The organism is Streptomyces sp. Tue6028 (genome assembly GCF_002300165.1).
Lineage (GTDB): Bacteria > Actinomycetota > Actinomycetes > Streptomycetales > Streptomycetaceae > Streptomyces > Streptomyces siamensis.
Genome location: NZ_MLCE01000002.1, coordinates 240,773 through 260,173, shown reverse-complemented (window position 1 = coordinate 260,173; position 19,401 = coordinate 240,773). Strand labels below are relative to the sequence as shown.

The window sequence follows — 19,401 nt, the reverse complement described above, 5'->3', positions numbered from 1 at the left end:
CGACGCGGGGCGCTGTGCCGCCCCGTGCCGCGTCAGCGGCGTCCCCGGGACCGGGTCCCGCGGGGCGGCCGGACGAACTGGAGCTCCAGCGCGGCCGGCGGCTGGGCGACGCCGGGACCTCCGGCCGTCGCCCAGCCGATCAGCTCCTCGGTGCAGTCGTCGTCCAGGGCGAATCCGATCCAGACGGCCCGGCCCCCGTCGCGCCGCCCCTCGGCCGACGGCCGCACCACGATCACGTTCGCCTGGTCGCAGGGGCCGAGGCAGTCCGTCGTCCGCACGGCGAACCGGCCCCGGGAGGCCTCGGCACCGGCCCGCAGCCGCGCCAGCTGGCGGGCGTGATCGCTCTGCGGATACTTGCGCGGATTGCCGCAGCAGCAGCCGCGGCAGACGACGAGCGTGCAGGGAAGCGCTCCGACGGCGCGCAGCACCGCCGAACGGGCATGCGGGAGCGGACCGTTGGCTGTCACGGGACGAGACCTTCCTCGAAGGATGTCGAGCGGCACCGCACAAGCCAGGTCCCCCCGTGCGGGGCGCCGGACCGATCCGCCCGGCGCCGATGATCACCGTACGAGATCCGTGGCCCGGCCGGCCCTCCGGCCCCGGCGGGCTCGGGATCGTTCCGGCGTCGCGCGCGCATGCCTCACGCGGTGCGTCGCGCGTGCATGCCTTACGTGCCGCGTCGCGCGTGCATGCCTTACGTGGCGCGCCGCGCGTGCATGCCTTACGTGGCGCGCCGCGTGCGGGCCTCACGTGGTGCGCCGCGCGCGGGCCTTACGTGGTGCGCCGAGGCACGGGTCCGTGTGGGCCGCGCGCCGACACGTCACGCGCGCGACGTCAGGATGCTCAGTGCGTTCGCGCAGACGACCGCCGTGATGGCGGACCACTCCCATGGACCGAGGGTCTGCCCCAGGACGACGGATCCCACGACGGCGGCGAGGACGGGGTTGACGCTCATGAACAGTCCGAAGGTCTGGGCGGGCACGCGGCGCAGGGTGACCAGGTCCGCCAGGTAGGGCACCGCCGAGGAGAGGACACCGGCGACGACGGCGTACCCGACGGCGCCCGGGGTCGGGGGGCCGTGGAGGACGACGACCGCACCGACCGGCAGGAAGGCGAGGGCCGACAGGCAGGCCGCGGCCGCCGAACCCTGCGCTCCCGGGAGACGACGGCCGACGGTGCGGTTGAGCAGGATGTACGACGCCCAGCAGACCGCGGCCAGCAGTCCCAGCGCCATGCCGGTGTAGTCCGTGGAGGGCTGAGGGCGCATCAGGGTGACGACTCCCGCCGCGGCGATCACCGCGCAGCACGCGTCCACCCGGCGACGTGAGGCGGCGAGGGCCACGGTGAGCGGGCCCAGGAACTCCAAGGTCACCGCGAGGCCCAGGCCGACCCGGTCGATCGCGCTGTACAGGGACAGGTTCATCGCCGCGAACACGAGGGCCAGCAGCAGCACGGGCCACCACTGCCGCCAGGTGAACGTGCGCAGCCGGGGCCGTGCGACGGCGGTCAGCGCGAGCGCGGCGACGTACTGCCGGACGGCGACGACGCCGAGTGGGCCGAGGACGGGGAAGGCGAGGGAGCCGACCGCGGCCCCGACCTGGTTGGACAGGCCGCTGACGAACATCGTGGCCAGGGCCGCCCGCCGGGCACGGGAGCCGGAACCTGTGCCCTTGCCGATACCGATACCGATACCGGTGCCGATGCCTGCGCCTGCGCCTGCGCCGGGAGCCGGGCCGGTGCCGACCCGGACCTGGGCCGATGCCGGACCTGCACCCCGAGCAGGGGCCGAAGCGGGATCTGATGCCGCCGCGGGGGCGGGCGCTGCGTCCATGGCCCGATCGTGCGCCGGGAGCACTCTTGCGCAAAATGCATCCGCCGAACCATCTATACGCTTGAGTCATGGATGTGGAGCTCCGGCAGTTGCGCTGCCTCGTCGCGATCGTGGACGAGGGCACCTTCACCGACGCCGCCCAGGTGCTGGGCGTCTCCCAGGCGGCCGTGTCCCGCACCCTGGCCTCGCTCGAACGCGCCCTCGGGACAAGGCTGTTGCGGCGGACCTCCCGCGAGGTCACCCCGACGGGGACCGGTCTGCGGGTCGTCGCGCACGCCCGCCGGGTCCTCGCCGACGTGGACGAACTGGTCCGCCAGGCCACGTCCGGCACCGCCCAGCTGCGCATCGGCTACGCCTGGGCGGCGCTCGGCCGCCACACGCTGCCCTTCCAGCGAGGCTGGGGAGAACGGCATCCGGAGACCGAACTGCACCTCGTGCGGGTCAACTCGGCCACGGCCGGACTCGCCGAGGGGGCCTGTGACCTGGCCGTCGTCCGCAGGCCTCCCGGCGACCGGCGGTTCGACTCCGCCATCGTGGGACTCGAACGGAGGCTGTGCGCCCTGGCCGCCGACGACCCGCTGGCCAGGCGCCGTTCGGTCCGGCTCGCCGACATCGGCGGGCGCACCCTGCTCGTCGACCGTCGCACCGGGACCACGACCACGGATCTGTGGCCGCCGGACGCCCGCCCGGTGACCGAGGAGACGTACGACGTCGACGACTGGCTCACCGTGATCGCCACGGGCCGGTGCGTCGGCGTGACGGCGGAGTCCACCGCCAACCAGTACCCGCGGCCCGGAGTCGTGTACCGGCCCGTGCGCGACGCGGAGCCGGTCGCCGTACGGATCGCCTGGTGGCGGGACGACCCTCACCCGGCCACCGCCGCGGTGATGGAACTGCTCACGTCGCTCTACCGCGCGGGCTGACCCCGGACACGGCAGGGGACGTCTCAGCCCATCTGGTCCTCGTCCGAGAGTTGTTCCACCGTCCTGCCCGTCTCGGTGAAGGTCCGCGTCACTTGGCCCGACGAGTACACCCACAGGATGCGCAGCGGACTCGCGCCGACGTTCCTGAACAGATGGGGGAGGGGCGAGGGCACGTACGTCGTGTCGAACCGCTCCAGCTTCGTCACCTCGCCGGCGACGACGACCTCCGCCTCGCCTTCGAGGATCGTGACGTGCTCGTCGCAGTTGTGCGAGTGCAAGGGCGCACCGGAACCGGCCGGACAGACGCTCATGCCGCTCGTGATGCGGTTCTCGCCACCGGCCGACCGAGTCGTGATCAGCGGTGTCGTCACGACGGAACCGCCGCGGGCGAGCGGGGGTACGGACCCGGCCTTGATGTCGCGATCGACCCGGCGGCCTTCGGTGACGCGGACGCCTTCGCCGCGGCCGTCGGCACCACTCTGGGCACGCTCGAGAGCCTGCCGTCGGCGGACGGTGCCGAGGGTGTCCTCTATCCCGGCGAGCGCAGCGCCTCGGTCGCCGTGCGCCGGGCCGAGGAGGGGGTGCCCGTGGCGGGGAAGGTGTGGCGCGAACTCGCCCGGAGCGCCGAGCGGTTCGGCGTCACGCCGCCCGTGACCGCCGCCACCTGAGCCGGACGGGCTCGTACCTGAGCCGCGTCGACCCGGGCCCGAGTCGACGCGCGTTTGAGCCGAGCCCGCGCCTGAGCCGAGCCGGCCCGCGCGGCAGCCGGGTCGGCCCCGCCCCCGCGCAGAGCCGGCGGAGCCGATCCGCACGAGCCGAACAGTGGGCGCGAGCCCGAAGCGTTCCACCCCGAGACGCCCGCCCGGTCCGCCGGAGCCGGGCGTCTTCGGCGTGCACGCCCCTTGTCGACGAGGCGCCCGGCCGCTGCGCCGACAAGACGGTCGGCAAGATGCGAAACAAAATTGTTGACAATCTTGTTGGTCTAGATTTACGTTCGACAGGCACTCACTCAGGGAGGGCGCAATGCAGAAGGAAGCCCGTCCAGGCACCGGCGAGCAGGCCAAGCAGCATGCACTGGTGCAGCTGCGGCAGGCGATTCTGCGCGGAGAGATGGCACCGGCCCAGCGGCTGGTGGAGAACGAGCTCGCCGAGCAGTTCGGTGTCACCCGGGCCAGCGTCCGGGCGGCGCTGATCGAGCTGGAGTCGGAGGGACTGGTCGAGCGGATCCGCAACCGCGGGTCCCGGGTCCGGGTCGTGACGGTCGAGGAAGCGGTGGCCATCACCGAGTGCCGCATGGCGCTCGAAGGGCTCTGCGCGGCCAAGGCCGCCGTCGAGGCCAGCGATGAACAGCTGGCCGAGCTGGCCGACTTGGGCGCGGCGATGACCAAGGCCGTCGCCGACGGCGAGCCGGTGACCTACTCCGAGCTCAATCATGAAGTGCACGCCCGCATCAGGGAGTTCTCCGGTCAGCAGGTGGCCGTGGGGCTCCTGGAGCGGCTCAACGCCCAACTGGTGCGACACCGCTTCCAGTTGGCTCTGCGGCCGGGGCGTGCCCAGCAGTCCCTGAGTGAACACCTGGCCATGATCGAGGCGATCTCGGCCAGGGACCCGCAGGCGGCCGAAGCGGCCGTCCGCGTCCACCTCGGCAGCGTGATCGACGCGCTGCGCGACTGACGCAGCGCGCGGCCGACGCGCGGTGCGGCGGACGGTCCGAGGTGGGCGCGCACCTGTCCACCAAGGAGATTTCTGCCATGACGCACGGCACAGCGCCTGCCTCGCCCGAGCCTCCGGCTCCGCCGGAGCAAGGGGGAACCCCGCCACGATCGACGCTGGTCGTCACCGCGCACGCCGGGGACTTCGTGTGGCGTGCCGGGGGAGCCATCGCCCTGGCCGCCTCCCGAGGGGAGAAGGTCACCGTCGCCTGCCTGACCTTCGGCGAGCGCGGCGAGTCCGCCAAGGCCTGGCGCGAGGGCAAGAAGCTGGAGGAGATCAAGGCGATACGCCGGGCGGAGGCCGAGCGGGCCGCCGCCACCCTCGGAGCCGAGGTCCGCTTCTTCGACGCCGGCGACTACCCGCTGACCCCCACCGCGGAGCTGACCGACCTGCTGGTGGCCGTCTACCGCGACACGCAGCCCGACGTCGTCCTCACGCACCCGGCCGAGGACCCGTACAACGGCGACCACCCGGCCGCCCACCGCATGGCCCTGGAGGCCCGCGTCCTCGCCCAGGCCATCGGCTACCCCGGCCCCGGCGAGATCATCGGCGCACCGCCGGTCTTCTTCTTCGAACCGCACCAGCCCGAGATGAGCGGCTTCCGGCCCGAAGTCCTCCTGGACATCACCGAGGTGTGGGACACCAAGCGCAAGGCCATGGAGTGTCTCGGCGCCCAGCAGCACCTGTGGGACTACTACACCGACCTCGCCGTCCGCCGCGGCGTCCAGCTCAAGCGCAACGCCGGGCCCAACCTGGGCCTCGCCCACAGGACGATGGCCGAGGCGTACATGCGTCCCTACCCGCAGATCGCGAAGGAGCTGGCATGAGCGGCGTGATCGTCACCGACCCGCCGAAGGCGGACCCCGAGGACGTCGAGGCGCTCGCCGCGTTCGGTGTCGCCACCGTGCACGAGGCGATGGGCCGCACCGGCCTGCTCGGCACCCACCTGCGCCCGATCCAGCAGGGCACGCGCGTCACCGGTACCGCTGTCACCGTCCTCTCGTGGCCCGGCGACAACCTCATGATCCACGCGGCCGTCGAGCAATGCGGCGAGGGCGACGTCCTGGTGGTCACCACCACCTCGCCCTCGACCGACGGCATGTTCGGTGAACTGTTCGCCACCGCGCTCCAGCGACGCGGCGTGCGCGGCCTCGTCATCAACGCCGGTGTCCGGGACACCGGCGAACTGCGCGAGATGGGCTTCCCGGCCTGGTCCGCGGCGGTCAGCCCGCAGGGCACGGTGAAGGCGACGGGCGGCTCGGTCAACGTGCCGGTGGCGATCGGCGGCCAGATCGTCCGGGCCGGCGACGTGATCCTCGCCGACGACGACGGCGTGGTGTGCGTACCCCGCGAGGACGCCCGCCGTACCGCCGAGGCGTCCGAGGCCCGCGAGAACAAGGAGGCCGCCGCCCGCGCCGCCTTCGCCGAGGGGCAGCTCGGCATGGACCGCTACGGCCTGCGCGAGACCCTCGTACGGCTGGGCGTGTCCTACGTGCCCTACGAGGACCACGTCCGGGGCGCGACGCCCGAGCGGGGCGGAGCCCGGCCATGACCGCACCCGAGGCGGTGCGCTGCATGCTCCTGCGCGGCGGCACCTCCAAGGGCGCCTACTTCCTGCCCGAGGACCTGCCCGCCGACACCGCCGCCCGCGACGACCTGCTGCTGCGGGTCATGGGCAGTCCCGACCCGCGGCAGATCGACGGCCTGGGCGGCGCGCACCCCCTCACCAGCAAGGTCGCCGTGGTCCGTGCCTCGGCGGACCCCGAGGCCGACGTCGACTACCTCTTCCTCCAGGTCGGCGTGGACCGGGCGGAGGTGACCGACCGTCAGAACTGCGGCAACATCCTCGCCGGGGTGGGACCGTTCGCCGTCGAACGAGGGCTGGTCGTGCCGGGGGAGGGCCGCACCCGCGTACGCATCCGCATGGTGAACAGCGGGGAACTGGCGGTCGCGACCTTTCCCACCGAGGACGGGCGTGTCGTCTACTCAGGGCCCGCCGAGATCTCCGGGGTGCCGGGTACGGCCGCTCCGGTGGTGATCGAGTTCCCCGGGGGCCGCGGTCCACTGCTGCCCACCGGCCATGCCCGTGACATCGTCGCCGGCACACCCGTGACCTGTGTGGACAACGGCATGCCGACCGTACTGATCGCGGCCTCGGCCGTCGGTGTCACCGGCCACGAGACACCCAAGGACCTGGAGGAGGACCTCGCGCTCGCCGACCGGCTCCGGGAGATCCGGCTGGCGGCGGGCAAGCTGATGGGCCTCGGCGACGTCGAGGCCGCCACCGTGCCGAAACTGACCCTGCTGGCCGCGCCCCGGCACGGCGGCGCGGTCATGACCCGCACGTTCATCCCGGTGCGCTGCCACACCTCCATCGGTGTCCTGGGCGCCGCGAGCGTTGCCGCGGGGCTGCGCGTGGAGGGCGGCGTCGGGCAGCACGTGGCGCGGCTGCCCGCGACGGGGGACCGGCTGCGCATCGAACACCCCACCGGGTTCCTCGACCTCGCATCCGGCATCGAGTACGGCCGCGACGGCGCCGTACCGGTGGCCCGCCGCACCGCCGTCGTCCGCACCGCACGCAAGATCTTCGACGGCACGGTCTTCCCCCGGCCGTCCGGAGCCGCACAACACCCTTAAGGAGGCCCGCATGGCGCCGCCCCTCGGAGACATCGCCCACCTCGGGCACGTCGAACTGCTCACCCCTGACCTGGACGCCAGCGTCCGCTTCTTCACCGACTACCTCGGCCTGACCGAGAACGGCCGCTCCGCAGACTCCGTCCACCTGCGGACCTGGGACGACTACGAGCACCACAGCCTGACCCTCACCGCACACACGACCCCCGGCATCCGCCGAACCGCCCTGCGGGCGTCCGGCGAGGAAGCCCTGCACCGGCGGGTCAAGGAGATCGAGAACAGCGGTCGTCCGGGCCGCTGGGTGGAGGACGAGCCGGGCATCGGTCCGCTGTACGTGACCACCGATCCGGACGGCCACGAACTCGCCCTGTACTGGGAGAGCGAGTGGTACCGCGCGCCGGACGAGCTGAAGCCGGCCCTGAAGAACCAGCCGCAGGCCAAACCGGGCCACGGGGTGGGCGTACGGCGCCTCGACCACGTCAACTACCTCGCCGCCGACGTCGCGTCCAACGGGGACTTCGTCCGCGACGTCCTCGGCGCCCGCCCCACCGAGCAGATCCGGCTCGACAGCGGGCGGATCGCCGCCCAGTGGCTGACGTTCAGCAACAAGTCGTACGACGTCGTCTACACCGAGGACTGGACCGGCTCGAACGGGCGCCTGCATCACATCGCGTTCGCCACCGACACCCGCGAGGACATCCTGCGCGCCGCCGACCTGGCGATCGACACCGGTGTGTTCATCGAGACGGGCCCGCACAAGCACGCCATCCAGCAGACCTTCTTCCTGTACGTCTACGAGCCGGGCGGCAACCGGATCGAGCTGTGCAACCCGCTGACCCGTCTGGTGCTGGCGCCCGACTGGCCGCTCATCACCTGGACCGAGGACGAGCGGAAGAAGGGACAGGCCTGGGGTCTGAGGACCATCGAGTCCTTCCACACCCACGGAACCCCGCCGGTCGACTGACCCGTTGAGCGGCGGGCGCCCGGCGCTCGCCGCGGGTTCCCCCGTGGGCGACGGGCCGTCGGACGACCCGTGCCGTACCCCGTTCCGTCCCCGTCCCATGCCTCGTTCCGGCCGGGTCCGTGAGTGGGCGGCGCGCCGCTTCGTGCTGCCCACTCACGTCGTGACCTGGCTCTTCAGCTGTGTCTCAGGCGCCCGTGACAGGGTCGCGCGGTGGCCGAATCGTTTGCTGGATTGTTGACAAAAGCGTTGACACTTTCTGGGCGCAGTCCCTAGCGTCTGGCGCACCATCGGGTCAGCCGCACGAGCCGCGTCGACCCGCCTCACCGATCCCCCTTCCAGGGCCCACATCTCCTGGACGAGAGGAAACAACGATGTCCTCCTCCCTCGCCCTGCCCGCTCGCGGCGGCAGCAGACTGGCCGTGCTGGTCGTCGGCCTCTGCTGGCTGGTCGTCCTCTTCGACGGCCTGGACATGTTCATCTACGGCTCCGTCCTCCCGCACATGCTGGAGACCAAGGCGCTCGGCATCGACCCCGGCAAGGCCGGCGACGTCGGCTCCTACGCCACCTTCGGCATGCTGATCGGTGCCCTGTCCTCCGGCACCGTCAGCGACTGGGCCGGCCGCAAGAAGACGATCATCGCGTCCACCGCCGTCTTCTCCCTGGCCTCCGCCGTCTGCGCCGCGGCCGGCAGCCTCGGCGTCTTCAGCCTCGGCCGGTTCCTCGCCGGGCTCGGCCTCGGCGGCCTGCTGCCGAGCGCGATCACGCTGGTGTCCGAGTACGCCCCGCGCGGCCGGGGCGCGCTGATCGTGGGCTCTTTGATGACCGCCCACCAGGCCGGCGGCATCGTCGCCGGATTCGTGGCCCTGTGGACCGGCGACTGGCGGGTCTCCTTCTGGATCTGTGTGATCCCGCTCTTCATCGGCGTGCCGCTGGCCGCCAAGTACCTGCCCGAGTCGATGGCCTTCCTCCAGGCCAAGGGCCGTGACGCGGAAGCCCTGGCACTCGCCGACCGGTACGGCGTCGAGCCCACCGCCCGGGACGGGGAACGACCGGCCGCGGCCGACCGCTTCGGGGCGGTCGCCGCCCTGTTCCGCGGCGGACTGTGGATCCAGACCCTGCTCTTCTGGCTGGCCTCCTTCGGCGGCCTCCTCCTGGTGTACGGCGTCTCCCAGTGGCTGCCCTCGCTGATGAAGGCCAACGGCTACAACCTCGGCTCCTCGATCGGCTTCGTCATCGTCATCAACCTCGGCGGCATCGTCGGCATGCTCGTCGGCGGCCGGCTCACCGACCGGTTCGGCGGACCGCGCATCGCCGCGATCTGGTTCGGCGCCACGGCCGTCGGCGTCTACACCCTCAGCGTCCGCATGCCACTGCCCCTCACCTACGCCGTGGTCTTCCTGACCGGCCTGTTCCTCTTCAGCGCCCAGGCCATGATCTACGCCACGGTGGCCGCCCGCTCCAGCGACGACAACCGCGCCACCGCGGTCGGCTGGACCTCCGGCATGGGCCGCTTCGGCGCCGTCTTCGGCCCCTGGCTCGGCGGCCAGTTGCTCGCGACCGGCTCGACCACCGCGGGCTTCACCGCCTTCGCCGCCGCGGGCCTGTTCTCCCTGGTGTTCGTCAGTCTGACCGGGCTGCGCCGCGTCCAGCCCCCGGCCACGAGCGGCACCCGGCAGGAACTGACCGCCACCGGCTGACCGGAGGGGCGGGGGAGCGCGCCCGGGCGGGGTCGCACGGCCCCGGCCGGGCGCGTGCGCGCCCTCGGGCCGGGGACGGCCGCCCACAAGGTGAAATCCCCGTTGCCCCGGGCGGCTCCCGGGTGCTGGAGTGAGCCCATGGATCACGCTGCGGTACTGGCCCTGTTCGACCGGGACATGCGAGAAGGGGCGCGGCCCGACGCGCCGGGCGCGCGGGTCGAACGCGCCGGCAAGGTGGTGCGCCAGACCGGCGCCGAGCACGGCTGGAACGGAGTGGTCTGGTCGGACCTGGACGAGACGACGGCCGACGCGGCGATCGCCGACCAGATCCGCCACTTCACCGGACTCCGGCGGGAGTTCGAGTGGAAGCTGTACGGGCACGACAAGCCGGAGGACCTCGGGTCCCGGCTGCGCGCCGCGGGCTTCACCGCGGAACCCGAGGAGACCCTGATGGTCGCCGAACTGGGCGACCTGGCGCTGGACGCCGAACCGCCGGAGGGCGTACGCCTGCTGCCCGTCACCGACCGGGCCGGCGTGGACCTCGTGGCCGAGGTCCACGAACAGGCCTTCGGCACGGACGGCACACGGCTGCGCCACCAACTGCTCGCCCAGCTCACCGGCGAGGCGGACACGGTCGTCGCCGTCGTGGCGCTCGCCGGCGACGTGCCGGTCAGCGCGGCCCGCATGGAGCTGCTGCCCGGGACCCGGTTCGCCGGACTGTGGGGCGGCGGCACCGTCGAGGCCTGGCGCGGCCGGGGCATCTACCGGGCGCTCGTCGCCCACCGCGCCCGGGTGGCGGCCGACCGCGGCTACCGCTACGTCCAGGTCGACGCCTCCGGCCAGAGCCGCCCCGTCCTCGCCCGGCTGGGCTTCCAGCCGCTGACCACCACCACGCCGTACGTGTACGCGCTCTGAGGTGCTCCGCGCACGGACGCTCCGTGCGCTCCGTGCGCGGAGGGCGACGCCCGAGGCCCGTGCGGGTGAGCCGCCCGAGCGATGTCACATTCCGGCAGCCGCTCTCCGTCGTACGGGCATGACGACGAACCAGAGCATCCTCCTGGCCGGCGCGAGCGGCGTCCTCGGCCGGCACATCACGAAGGCCCTGACCGACGCGGGCCACCACGTCACCGGTCTCGGCCGGGGCACCGGCAACGGCGTCCGCGCCGACCTGATGGACCGCGACGCGCTGCTGCGGGCCGTCGACGGCCGCCACTTCGACACGGTCGTCCACGCCGCGACCGCCCTGCGCAAGGCACCCCTGCGGCACCGGGACATGTACGCCACCGACGCGCTGCGCACGGAAGGCACCGCACATCTCGTCGAGGCCGCGCGCGTGACCGGCGCACGGCGGTTCGTCGCCGAGTCGATGATCTTCGGGTACGGATACGGCGACCACGGCGACCAGATCGTCACCGAGGACGTCCCCTTCGGACCGCCGGGCGCCACCGCGCAACTGGAACGGCACATCGCGGCGATGCGCACCAAGGAACGGCTCACGTTCGAGGCCGAGGGACTGGAGGGCATCGCGCTGCGCTTCGGTCTCTTCTACGGCCCCGGCGGCACCGACGGCATCGTCTCGATGCTGCGCAAGCGGCAGCTTCCCGTCACCGACGACCGGGGCCGCGTCCTGCCGTGGATCGACCTCGTGGACGCGGCGCGCGCGGTCGTCGCCGCCGTCGAGCGCGGGCGCCCCGGCGAGGCCTACAACATCGCCGACCGCACCCCGCTGGGCTTCGCCGCCCATGTCCGCGCCGTCGCCGCACGGTTCGGCCTGCCCGCGCCGATGACCGTGCCGCGGTGGGTGATGAGGCCGATGTCGTACGCGCACACGATGACGGGGGCGTCGATGCGGGTCTCCTCCGCGAAGGCGGAACGGGAACTGGGCTGGACTCCGGCCCATCCGTCCAGCCAGGACGGCCTCGCCGCGCTGGAGGACCTGGCCGCGTAGGGCGCCGGACCGGCGCCGGCCGTGCGGCGCCGCTCCGTCGGGAGCCGGGCGGGGCGCCGCGGATCGGGCACCCCGCCGCCCGGTGCGCCGCGAAGGGCGCGACCGGATCAGAGGTCGAGCTGGTACTCCACCGCACTGTGCGTGGGCAGATAGCCGAGTGCGTGGTTGATGCGGCGCATGGGCGCGTTGCTGTCGGCGGTGTCGGTGAGCAGTCCGCCGAGTTCGGGGTGGTCCCGACGGGCCAGACGGATCGACTCCGCCTTCATCCAGAGCCCGAGGCCGTGGCCGCGGTGCTCGGGGAGCACGCCCGTGCCGTAGTGCTGGGCATCGCCACGGCCGTCGCCGGGCACGACGAGTTCGGAGAAGCCGACGACCGAGCCGTCCGAGCGGTCCAGCACCGCCACCGTGTGCAGCGACTCGCCGCGCTTGGCGATCGCCTCGGCCGCCGACACGACCCGGTCCACGTCCCACACGACGGTTCCGTAGTCGGTGTCGTCCATCGGCATGTCGTCCATGGCCCGCCGCGAGTGTGCGAACGACAGCGCGAGGCCGGACGGCACGACGCCGTCCCAGTGGGTCAACGCGTAGCCGGAGTGCGGACGTTCGGCGATCTCGGTGATGCCCGCGACGTCCGCGTCCGCCAGCGGGAGCCGTGCGTACGTCAGCGCGAGCACCCGGCGGAATCCGCGCGCCGCCAGGAACAGGTCGCCGGGTGAGCCGGCCTCGGCCTGGGCGACGAGCGAGCGCCGCCCTTCCTCACGCGCCGCCGAGACGGCCGCGTCCAGCAGCCGGCTGCCCACTCCCTGCCGCCGCTCGGCGGCGTGCACGGCGATCTCCAGCTCGGCGAGGTGGGACTGTCCCTCCTTGGTGAACAGCCGGAGGAAGGCCGAGCCGACGGGAGCGCTGTCGGTGCCGGAGGCCAGCCATGCGAGGCGTCGGCTGGAGGGTGTGGTCTCGGGGTCGGTCAGCGGTGTGACGCGTGGCGGCAAGGTCTCTCCGTGATGTCGGCGTGCGGTGCGAAGCCCGCAGAAACTAGCCCTGCGGGTGCGCGCTCCGCAACGGAATTGAGCGCGCACCACGGCACACGGCTCCCGTACTCGCAATGGCCTCGCCGGTCAGCGGCGTGCCCTCGACCGGTCAAGCGCCGCGACGCCGAGCGCCGCGAGCCCGATCTGGATGAGCCATTCGATCCAGTCGATGCCCTTGGTGTCGGCGACGTCGAAGGCGGCGGCGAGCGCCGAGCCGATCAATGCCGCCACGATGCCGACGACGATCGTCAGCAGAATGCCGATGCGCTGGCGGCCCGGGACGACGAGCCGTCCCAGCACACCGATGATGATGCCGATGACTATGGCACTGATGATGCCTGAGATCTCCATCTCCGCCCCTCTATGTCGGTTCCCTGCGGTTATCTAGTGCCCCCTGGAAGCCGAGGCAGTCCCGCTCCGGTGCCGCCCGCCTCGGATCGGGTTCCGCCGGGTTCCTGTTCGACGGTCGACTAGTCATGTACCGTTCAAAAGTCTGTCGCGTGGTGGACGGCCACCCACCGTTCTACGCGCGCAGACTTGGCGCCCGCACCGCCTCTCCCCACCCCACTCGGAGGTTCGCCGGATGCTCGGACTCAGACGTTCCCGCCACAGAATCACCACGGCGTTGGCCGTGTTCGGACTCCTCGTCACGGGCGCCGCCGTCCAGACGGCCGGTGCCGCGCCGGCCCAGGCCGCCACCCCCCACCGCGTCCTGTTCGACAACGCCCACGCCGAGACGGCGGGCAACGCCGACTGGATCATCTCCACCAGCCAGCCCGACCCGCTGGGCCAGGACTCCTCCCCGTCCGCCGAGACCGACTGGACCGGCGCGCTGTCCTCATGGGGCGTGGCCCTGCAGAAGACGGGCGACTACAGCCTCAAGACACTGCCTTCGGGGGCGAGCCTCACCTACGGAGGCTCCGCCGCGACCGACCTGAAGAACTTCGACGAACTGGTGCTGCCCGAACCCAACACGCTGTTCACCACGGCGGAGAAGACCGCGATCATGACGTTCGTGAACAACGGCGGCGGTCTGTTCATGATCTCCGACCACACGGGCGCCGACCGCAACAACGACGGCTACGACGCGGTCGAGATCTTCAACGACCTGATGACCACGAACAGCGTCGACAGCACCGACCCGTTCGGCTTCTCCGTCGACTCGCTGAGCATCGGCTCCGACCATCCGAGCGCCGTCACCGACAGCACGAGCGCCGTCCTGCACGGCTCGTTCGGCACCGTCACCAAGAGCCTGATCGCCAGCGGTACCACCGCGACGCTCAAGCCCGCAGACAACCCCGCGGTCAAGGGCCTGCTCTACCGCACCGGTTACTCCGGCAACACCGGCGCGTTCTTCGCGACGAGCACCTTCGGCAGCGGCCGGGTCGCGTTCTGGGGAGACAGCTCACCCATCGACGACGGCACCGGTCAGTCCGGCAACACGCTCTACGACGGCTGGAACGACTCCGGCGCCACCAACGCCGCGCTGGCCCTGAACGCCACCGAGTGGCTCGCGGGCGCGAGCGGCAGCGGCGGGGGCGGCGGCACCTGCACGGCCGCCCAACTGCTCGCCAACCCCGGCTTCGAGTCCGGCAGCACGTCCTGGAGCGCGAGCAGCGGTGTGATCACCACCGACACCGGCGAGGCCGCCCGCACCGGCTCGTACAAGGCGTGGCTGAACGGCTACGGCTCGGCGCACACCGACACCCTCTCCCAGTCGGTCACCGTCCCGTCCGGCTGCTCGGCGACCCTGAGCTTCCACCTCCACGTGGACACGGCCGAGACGACCACCAGCACGGCGTACGACACCCTCAAGGCCCAGGTGCTGAACAGCAGCGGAACCGTGCTGTCGACCCTGGCCACGTACTCGAACCTGAACGCCGCCTCGGGGTACACCCAGCGCACCTTCGCCCTCGGCACCGCGTACGCCGGGCAGACGGTCACGATCAAGTTCACCGGCACCGAAGGCTCCATGCTCCAGACGTCGTTCGTCATCGACGACACGGCTCTGAACGTGAGCTGATCCGCAGCGGACTGAAGGGCGGGCCCGCGGCACCGGGCCCGCCCTTCTCCTGCTCCTTTTCCTGCTCCTCCGCCTCTCGCGGTCTTCCCGGTGCCTCCCGTCTAGGTCGCCGGGACCGTGGTCTCGGGTGTGTTCCAGCCCGAGACGCGGATCCGCGGAGCCGAGCCCCGCAGATCGGCCGTCCGATAGGTCACCTTGAGTGTCGTGGACTCGCCGGGCCACAGGCTGACCTGGTTGTCGGACCACTCGGCCGGCAGCACCGGCCTGCCCTCGGCGTCCACCAGGTGCGCATCGGTGAGCAGCGAGGGGGTCTTCCCCGTCCCTGTGTTGCGTAGGGTGACCCTGGTCGTCGCGATGCCGTCGGACCCGGTGTCGGTGGACGCCGACGCGGAGACCGGCACCCGCGCCATCGAGCCGAGGCCCTTGAGGTCCGCGTAGCTCGTGGTCGGCGTGTAGTACCAGTCGGTGCCGGCCCAGTCGAGGGTGTCCGGCTTCGTCGACAGCCAGTAGACGTTGCGGCTGACCTCCTTGCCCCGGGAGTCGGTCAGGACCAGCCGGGCGAGATACGTCGGGGACAGTCCGCTCACCGAGGACGGCACCGTGAGAGCCGTGCTGTGCGCCCCGTCGCCGGCCACGTCCACACCGGTCGCCGTCCGGTCGTACTTCTGTGTGCCGTCGGTGTTGAAGAGCGTGACCCGGGCCGTCAGCCCGGAGGCCGGCTCGTGCCGGTTGTTCACCACGACGACCGAACGGTCGTCGTACGAGTACTGCACGTGCAGCGGCTCATTGGCCTTCTTCGCGCCGAAGTAGGCGCCGCCCTGGTCCAGATAGCGGTCCATCAACTGCCAGTGCAGCGACGTCCACCCGCTGTTGAGCATCCAGTACACGACGCCGGTCGAGGGCTTCGAGGCGTCCGTGGCGTTGCGCCCGTACGCCTCGAACTGGGCCCGCACGTTCTCGTACTGGGCGAGCTGCGCCTTGCGCACGTAGTCGGTCAGGCCGGTGGGGGCGCCGTAGCGTCCGGCCAGGGCGTTGTCGTAGATCTTCAGGGTGGCGAAGGTAGACGACGGCGAACGGTGGTACTGCTTGGCGCCCGGGTCCTTCCAGAGCGTGTCCAGTTCGGCGGGCGACATCATGCGGCGCAGGGTGTCCAGGGTCGGGATGTCGGGGCCCGCGCCGGTCTCGGAGTTGAAGCCGGTGGCGCCGCCCTCGCGCTTGGCGTACCAGTAGTTCGGCGGGATCCATTCGTAGGGCCCGGTCATCTTCATGCCCGAACTGCCGGTGACGGGGGAGGACTTGTCGCTGGCTGCGGGGACCACGGGCGTCGGCCAGTCGGCCGCGTGGAGCGCGTCCAGGTAGTTCTTCTCGATCGTGGCGTCCGGCGCGGCGTCGCTGCCGATGAGGAAGGAGATCACGCTGGGATGGGAGCGCAGCCGTGCGGCCTCGGCGGCCATCGACGCCTTGGCGACGGGATAGTCGGCGGCCGTCCAGGGCTCCCCGGCCTCGCCGCTGTTGACGTTGCCCTCCCACTTGGTGCAGCACTCCCAGCCGGGCAGCGTGAGGACGCCGTACCTGTCGGCGAGGTCGAAGAACTCGTCCGGCTCGATGTGCCCTTCCAGCCGGACCGTGTTGAGCCCCAGATCGCGCACGTACTTCAACCGGTCCTCGACGTAGGTCCGGTCCCAGCGCAGGAACTCGTCCGGCGACCAGCCGCCGCCCTTGATCAGCAGTCTGCGGCCGTTGATGCTGTACTGCCGGGCCCCGTCGCGGTTCAGGGGGGCCTTGACCTCGCGGATGCCGAAGTCCTCGTGCGCGAGGTCGGAGCGCTCGCCCGCGACGGAGACACTCAGATCGAGGCCGTACAGGGGCTGTCCGCCCATGCCGGCCGGCCACCACACCTTCGGTGCCTTCAGGTGCAGGCCGGGGGAGTCGGCCGGGGTGAAGGTGACCGACCTCGTCTCGTGCGGGCCGAGCGGGACGGTCCGGGCGAAGACCGCGGGGCCGATGCTGCCGGAGACGGTGGCGGTCACGGCCTTGTCCGTCTCGTTGCGTGCCTGCGCCTTCACGGTCAGGTCCGCGGAGGCGAGCGAGGGCACGTCCAGCCTGGTGACCACGTGCGCGTCGCGCAGTGCGACCGGCCCGCCGCGGCGGACCAGGACGTCCCGGACGATGCCCATGTTCTGGTCGGGCGGCGGTTGCAGCCAGTCGAGCCAGCCCATGGTGAGCATCTTGGTCGGGTCGTTGGGCTGGATCCGGAAGGCGACGGTGTTGGTGCCGGCCCGCACGAGCGAGGTGATGTCGAGCTCGTGGTGCGTGTACGCGCCCTTCACGTCGGAGGTCTTGGCGACCTGGCGGCCGTTGACGTACACGTCGGCCGCGGAGATCACGCCGCTGAAGTCCAGATAGCTGCGCTCGGAGGTGTCGTCGACCGTGAAGTCCGAGCGGTACCACCAGGGCACGGCGAAGTCGGACTTCGGGATCTTCTGGAGATTCGTGGAGTGGAACGGATCGGCGTACTTCCCGTCGGCGAGCAGCGCCGCGAGCACTGTCGAGCGTGGCCCCGCGGCCGCCCAGCCGCTCGCCGGATAGCCTGGGCTCGACACCTTCGCCGGTGAGTCGGTGACCTGGGCGCTGGACCGGATCGTGTAACCGCCGAGCGCGGTGGCGCTGCCGGGGGTGGAGGCCACCTTCGTCACGGGGGACCGCTGCGCGGGGCGCACGGTCGTCGGCCCGTCGACCTCGGCCCACGCGCACGTGGACAGGGCACACAGGGCACACAGGGTGACAGTGGCCGTGGCGAGGCGCCGTCTTTCGGCACGGCGGTGGAACACGGTGGTCTCCTTGGGGGTGGGGGAGCATCCGCGCTGCGACACTGCGAGAGTCAGCTCAAGTTAGGAAACTTTACTAACTGCGCCCACAAGCTAGGCCGGTGAGTAATTCATGTCAATCACCGCGAGGTCCGGTGCCGTCCGGGCGGCGGAGCACGGGACGGCGGACGGACCACCGCCGCCGGTGCCGGTGAGCCCCCGTCAGCAGGGCGGCCACCTGCGGGGAACGCGCCACCCACGGCATGCGCATCGCCGTCGGGAAGCGGGTCCGATGGGAGGAAGACGCCTCCACTGGGACGTGAGTCGCCGTCAGGGGGCGCGTCCGGAGCCATGGAGGCGCCTGGCCCCGGAGGTGAGTCGCCCTCAGGAAGCCGCCCCCGTCCGGGGAAAGCCCCTTCCACGAGAGGCGAGGCCCCGTCAGGAGGCCCGCCGCCGGGCGGAGCATGCGGCGGGATTGCGCTCAGGAGGCGGAGCGGCGCTCGAACACCACGTCGCGTGCGGTGCCCAGTGCCGTCGCCACGGCCCCCAGCAGCACCGCGTCCTCGCCCAGCCGTCCGGGCACGATCCGCGGGCGCAGCGGTGTCAGCGTGCGCAGCGTCTCGCGTATGGGGCGCAGCAGCAGGTCGACGCTGTGTCCCACCCCGCCGCCCAGCACCACCAGATCGGGATCGAGCACCGCCGCCGCGGCCGCCACCGTGTGGGCGATCCGCTCGCCCTCCAGCCGGACCGCGTCGACCGCGGCGGGAGTGCCCGCGCGTGCCGCGTCGAAGACCGCCTTCGCGGTGAGCTGCCCGGTCATGCCGAAGTGCCTGGCGGCCTCGACCACGGCCACGCCGGACACCGCGTCCTCCAGCGTCTCCGGCTTCTGCCGGCCCGGCCACGGCAGGAAGCCGATCTCCCCGGCTCCGCCGTGCGCCCCGGTGAACAGCCGCCCCTCGTTCACGACGCCCATCCCGAGACCCGTCCCGATCATGATGTACGCGAACAGCCGGCTGCCCGCGCCGACCCCGTAGGTGTACTCGCCCAGGGCCGCGAGGTTGGCGTCGTTGTGCACCTCCAGCGGGATGCCCAGCTCCTCGCGCATCCGGTCGAACAGACCGGCGCGGCCCCACCCGGGCAGGTGCATCGCGTAGCGCACCCGCCGCTGCGTCTCGTCGTACACGCCGGGCGTGCCCATCACCGCGTGGGCCACCTCGTCCGCGCCGACGCCCGAGCCCGCGACGACCTGGTGGGCGGTGGCGACCACCAGGTCGGCCAGTGCGCCGGAGGCGCGGGCCCGGTTGCGTACGTCGGTCCGTGCGATCACGGTGCCGTCCAGATCGGCGACCGCGACGCGCAGCCACCCGCGACCGATGTCGATGCCGAGGGCGTGACCGGCCGAGGGGTCCGGCGCGTAGAGGACGGCCACCCGGCCGCGCTCGGGTGCGTGCGTGCCGACCTCGTGGACCAGGCCCGCCCCGGCGAGGGCCGCGAGCGCGCTGGAGACCGTCGGCTTCGACAGGCCGGTCTCGCGGGCGAGCTGGGCGCGTGAGGCGGCGCCGCCGGTGCGCAGCCGGTCCAGCAGCAGTCGCTCGTTGGTACTGCGCAACCGCCTGCGGTTCCAAGGCTGTTCCGGCTGCTCTGCGACGTCACGGGCGGGCATCGCACCATTCTCACGCATGCCGGTCACCCTCTTGACGCATCTAGTAAGGCTCCTTAACTTTATCGCCCAGTCAGCCTCGCCGGGTGAGCCGGCGGGAGAACCGGCGCCGGCCGGTGACCCGCCCGTCGATCCGCCCCTCGATCCGCCGTCCTTGATCCGCTCCGATCCGT

18 protein-coding genes are annotated in these 19,401 nt (G+C 72.1%); 11 read left to right on the top strand and 7 right to left on the bottom strand.

Going from position 1 to position 19,401, the window contains the following annotated elements:
• Positions 1 to 32: 32 nt before the first annotated feature.
• Together BKI49_RS01390 and BKI49_RS01385 are read right to left on the bottom strand one after the other, a co-directional pair.
• A complete protein-coding gene (locus tag BKI49_RS01390; protein ID WP_373557509.1) occupies positions 33 to 467 on the bottom strand; it encodes a (2Fe-2S) ferredoxin domain-containing protein in 435 nt (144 codons plus the stop codon).
• 353 nt (positions 468 to 820) lie between these two features.
• Positions 821 to 1,633: an EamA family transporter gene (locus BKI49_RS01385; RefSeq protein WP_095932397.1), complete on the bottom strand. Its 813-nt coding sequence runs from the start codon at positions 1,631 to 1,633 to the stop codon at positions 821 to 823.
• 266 nt (positions 1,634 to 1,899) lie between these two features.
• Here BKI49_RS01385 and BKI49_RS01380 point away from each other — a divergent pair, with 266 nt between their 5' ends.
• A complete protein-coding gene (locus BKI49_RS01380) occupies positions 1,900 to 2,754 on the top strand; it encodes a LysR family transcriptional regulator (protein WP_095932277.1) in 855 nt (284 codons plus the stop codon).
• A gap of 23 nt (positions 2,755 to 2,777) precedes the next feature.
• On the opposite strand, the gene BKI49_RS35600 is transcribed toward BKI49_RS01380, so the two are convergent.
• The gene (locus BKI49_RS35600) at positions 2,778 to 3,032 is read right to left on the bottom strand and encodes a cupin domain-containing protein (protein WP_257004568.1); all 255 of its coding nucleotides are present in this window, start codon (positions 3,030 to 3,032) and stop codon (positions 2,778 to 2,780) included.
• Here BKI49_RS35600 and BKI49_RS35595 point away from each other — a divergent pair.
• The 9 genes from BKI49_RS35595 to BKI49_RS01330 all read left to right on the top strand — a co-directional run bounded on the left by BKI49_RS35595 (position 3,027) and on the right by BKI49_RS01330 (position 11,710).
• On the top strand, positions 3,027 to 3,422 hold the full coding sequence (locus BKI49_RS35595) for an Ldh family oxidoreductase (RefSeq protein ID WP_257004567.1): 396 nt from the start codon (positions 3,027 to 3,029) through the stop codon (positions 3,420 to 3,422). The two genes, BKI49_RS35600 and BKI49_RS35595, sit on opposite strands and share 6 nt — an antisense overlap.
• 355 nt (positions 3,423 to 3,777) lie before the next feature.
• Positions 3,778 to 4,428 carry a GntR family transcriptional regulator gene (locus BKI49_RS01365; protein WP_095932276.1) on the top strand — a complete coding sequence of 217 codons (651 nt, stop codon included), beginning with the start codon at positions 3,778 to 3,780 and terminating at the stop codon, positions 4,426 to 4,428.
• Positions 4,429 to 4,505: 77 nt separating this feature from the next.
• Positions 4,506 to 5,294: a PIG-L deacetylase family protein gene (locus BKI49_RS01360; protein ID WP_257004566.1), complete on the top strand. Its 789-nt coding sequence runs from the start codon at positions 4,506 to 4,508 to the stop codon at positions 5,292 to 5,294.
• Positions 5,291 to 6,019 (top strand): 4-carboxy-4-hydroxy-2-oxoadipate aldolase/oxaloacetate decarboxylase, encoded by a 729-nt coding sequence (locus BKI49_RS01355; protein WP_095932275.1) that lies wholly within the window; start codon positions 5,291 to 5,293, stop codon positions 6,017 to 6,019. Before BKI49_RS01360 ends, BKI49_RS01355 begins: the two co-directional genes overlap by 4 nt.
• A complete protein-coding gene (locus BKI49_RS01350; RefSeq protein ID WP_095932274.1) occupies positions 6,016 to 7,104 on the top strand; it encodes a 4-oxalomesaconate tautomerase in 1,089 nt (362 codons plus the stop codon). Before BKI49_RS01355 ends, BKI49_RS01350 begins: the two co-directional genes overlap by 4 nt.
• 10 nt (positions 7,105 to 7,114) lie before the next feature.
• Positions 7,115 to 8,065 carry a catechol 2,3-dioxygenase gene (locus BKI49_RS01345; RefSeq protein ID WP_095932273.1) on the top strand — a complete coding sequence of 317 codons (951 nt, stop codon included), beginning with the start codon at positions 7,115 to 7,117 and terminating at the stop codon, positions 8,063 to 8,065.
• Positions 8,066 to 8,436: 371 nt separating this feature from the next.
• Positions 8,437 to 9,762: an MFS transporter gene (locus BKI49_RS01340; protein WP_095932272.1), complete on the top strand. Its 1,326-nt coding sequence runs from the start codon at positions 8,437 to 8,439 to the stop codon at positions 9,760 to 9,762.
• 138 nt (positions 9,763 to 9,900) lie between these two features.
• Entirely contained in the window at positions 9,901 to 10,677 is a 777-nt protein-coding gene (locus tag BKI49_RS01335) for a GNAT family N-acetyltransferase (RefSeq protein WP_095932271.1), read from the top strand.
• Between the two features lie 118 nt (positions 10,678 to 10,795).
• A complete protein-coding gene (locus BKI49_RS01330; RefSeq protein ID WP_095932270.1) occupies positions 10,796 to 11,710 on the top strand; it encodes an NAD-dependent epimerase/dehydratase family protein in 915 nt (304 codons plus the stop codon).
• A 107-nt stretch (positions 11,711 to 11,817) separates the two neighbouring features.
• Here the strand turns inward: BKI49_RS01330 and BKI49_RS01325 are convergent, their stop codons facing one another.
• Together BKI49_RS01325 and BKI49_RS01320 are read right to left on the bottom strand one after the other, a co-directional pair.
• Positions 11,818 to 12,699, bottom strand: coding sequence for a GNAT family N-acetyltransferase (locus BKI49_RS01325; protein WP_095932269.1), 882 nt, complete (start codon positions 12,697 to 12,699; stop codon positions 11,818 to 11,820).
• 126 nt (positions 12,700 to 12,825) lie between these two features.
• Positions 12,826 to 13,089, bottom strand: a complete 264-nt coding sequence (locus BKI49_RS01320; protein WP_095932268.1) for a GlsB/YeaQ/YmgE family stress response membrane protein — start codon at positions 13,087 to 13,089, stop codon at positions 12,826 to 12,828.
• Positions 13,090 to 13,321: 232 nt separating this feature from the next.
• Between BKI49_RS01320 and BKI49_RS01315 the strand changes: the two genes are divergently transcribed.
• The gene (locus tag BKI49_RS01315) at positions 13,322 to 14,761 is read left to right on the top strand and encodes a hydrolase (protein ID WP_095932267.1); all 1,440 of its coding nucleotides are present in this window, start codon (positions 13,322 to 13,324) and stop codon (positions 14,759 to 14,761) included.
• 101 nt (positions 14,762 to 14,862) lie between these two features.
• On the opposite strand, the gene BKI49_RS01310 is transcribed toward BKI49_RS01315, so the two are convergent.
• Together BKI49_RS01310 and BKI49_RS01305 are read right to left on the bottom strand one after the other, a co-directional pair.
• On the bottom strand, positions 14,863 to 17,592 hold the full coding sequence (locus BKI49_RS01310) for a glycoside hydrolase family 2 protein (RefSeq protein ID WP_179332289.1): 2,730 nt from the start codon (positions 17,590 to 17,592) through the stop codon (positions 14,863 to 14,865).
• Positions 17,593 to 18,049: 457 nt separating this feature from the next.
• The gene (locus tag BKI49_RS01305) at positions 18,050 to 19,231 is read right to left on the bottom strand and encodes an ROK family protein (protein WP_095932392.1); all 1,182 of its coding nucleotides are present in this window, start codon (positions 19,229 to 19,231) and stop codon (positions 18,050 to 18,052) included.
• Positions 19,232 to 19,401 lie beyond the last annotated feature (170 nt).

Bases quoted from the DNA above. Each gene is read 5' to 3' on its own strand.
- BKI49_RS01380 (WP_095932277.1), top strand. From the start codon at position 1,900: ATGGATGTGGAGCTCCGGCAGTTGCGCTGCCTCGTCGCGATCGTGGAC.
- BKI49_RS01365 (WP_095932276.1), top strand. From the start codon at position 3,778: ATGCAGAAGGAAGCCCGTCCAGGCACCGGCGAGCAGGCCAAGCAGCAT.
- BKI49_RS01360 (WP_257004566.1), top strand. From the start codon at position 4,506: ATGACGCACGGCACAGCGCCTGCCTCGCCCGAGCCTCCGGCTCCGCCG.
- BKI49_RS01355 (WP_095932275.1), top strand. From the start codon at position 5,291: ATGAGCGGCGTGATCGTCACCGACCCGCCGAAGGCGGACCCCGAGGAC.
- BKI49_RS01350 (WP_095932274.1), top strand. From the start codon at position 6,016: ATGACCGCACCCGAGGCGGTGCGCTGCATGCTCCTGCGCGGCGGCACC.
- BKI49_RS01345 (WP_095932273.1), top strand. From the start codon at position 7,115: ATGGCGCCGCCCCTCGGAGACATCGCCCACCTCGGGCACGTCGAACTG.
- BKI49_RS01340 (WP_095932272.1), top strand. From the start codon at position 8,437: ATGTCCTCCTCCCTCGCCCTGCCCGCTCGCGGCGGCAGCAGACTGGCC.
- BKI49_RS01335 (WP_095932271.1), top strand. From the start codon at position 9,901: ATGGATCACGCTGCGGTACTGGCCCTGTTCGACCGGGACATGCGAGAA.
- BKI49_RS01330 (WP_095932270.1), top strand. From the start codon at position 10,796: ATGACGACGAACCAGAGCATCCTCCTGGCCGGCGCGAGCGGCGTCCTC.
- BKI49_RS01320 (WP_095932268.1), bottom strand. From the start codon at position 13,089: ATGGAGATCTCAGGCATCATCAGTGCCATAGTCATCGGCATCATCATC.
- BKI49_RS01315 (WP_095932267.1), top strand. From the start codon at position 13,322: ATGCTCGGACTCAGACGTTCCCGCCACAGAATCACCACGGCGTTGGCC.
- BKI49_RS01305 (WP_095932392.1), bottom strand. From the start codon at position 19,231: ATGCCCGCCCGTGACGTCGCAGAGCAGCCGGAACAGCCTTGGAACCGC.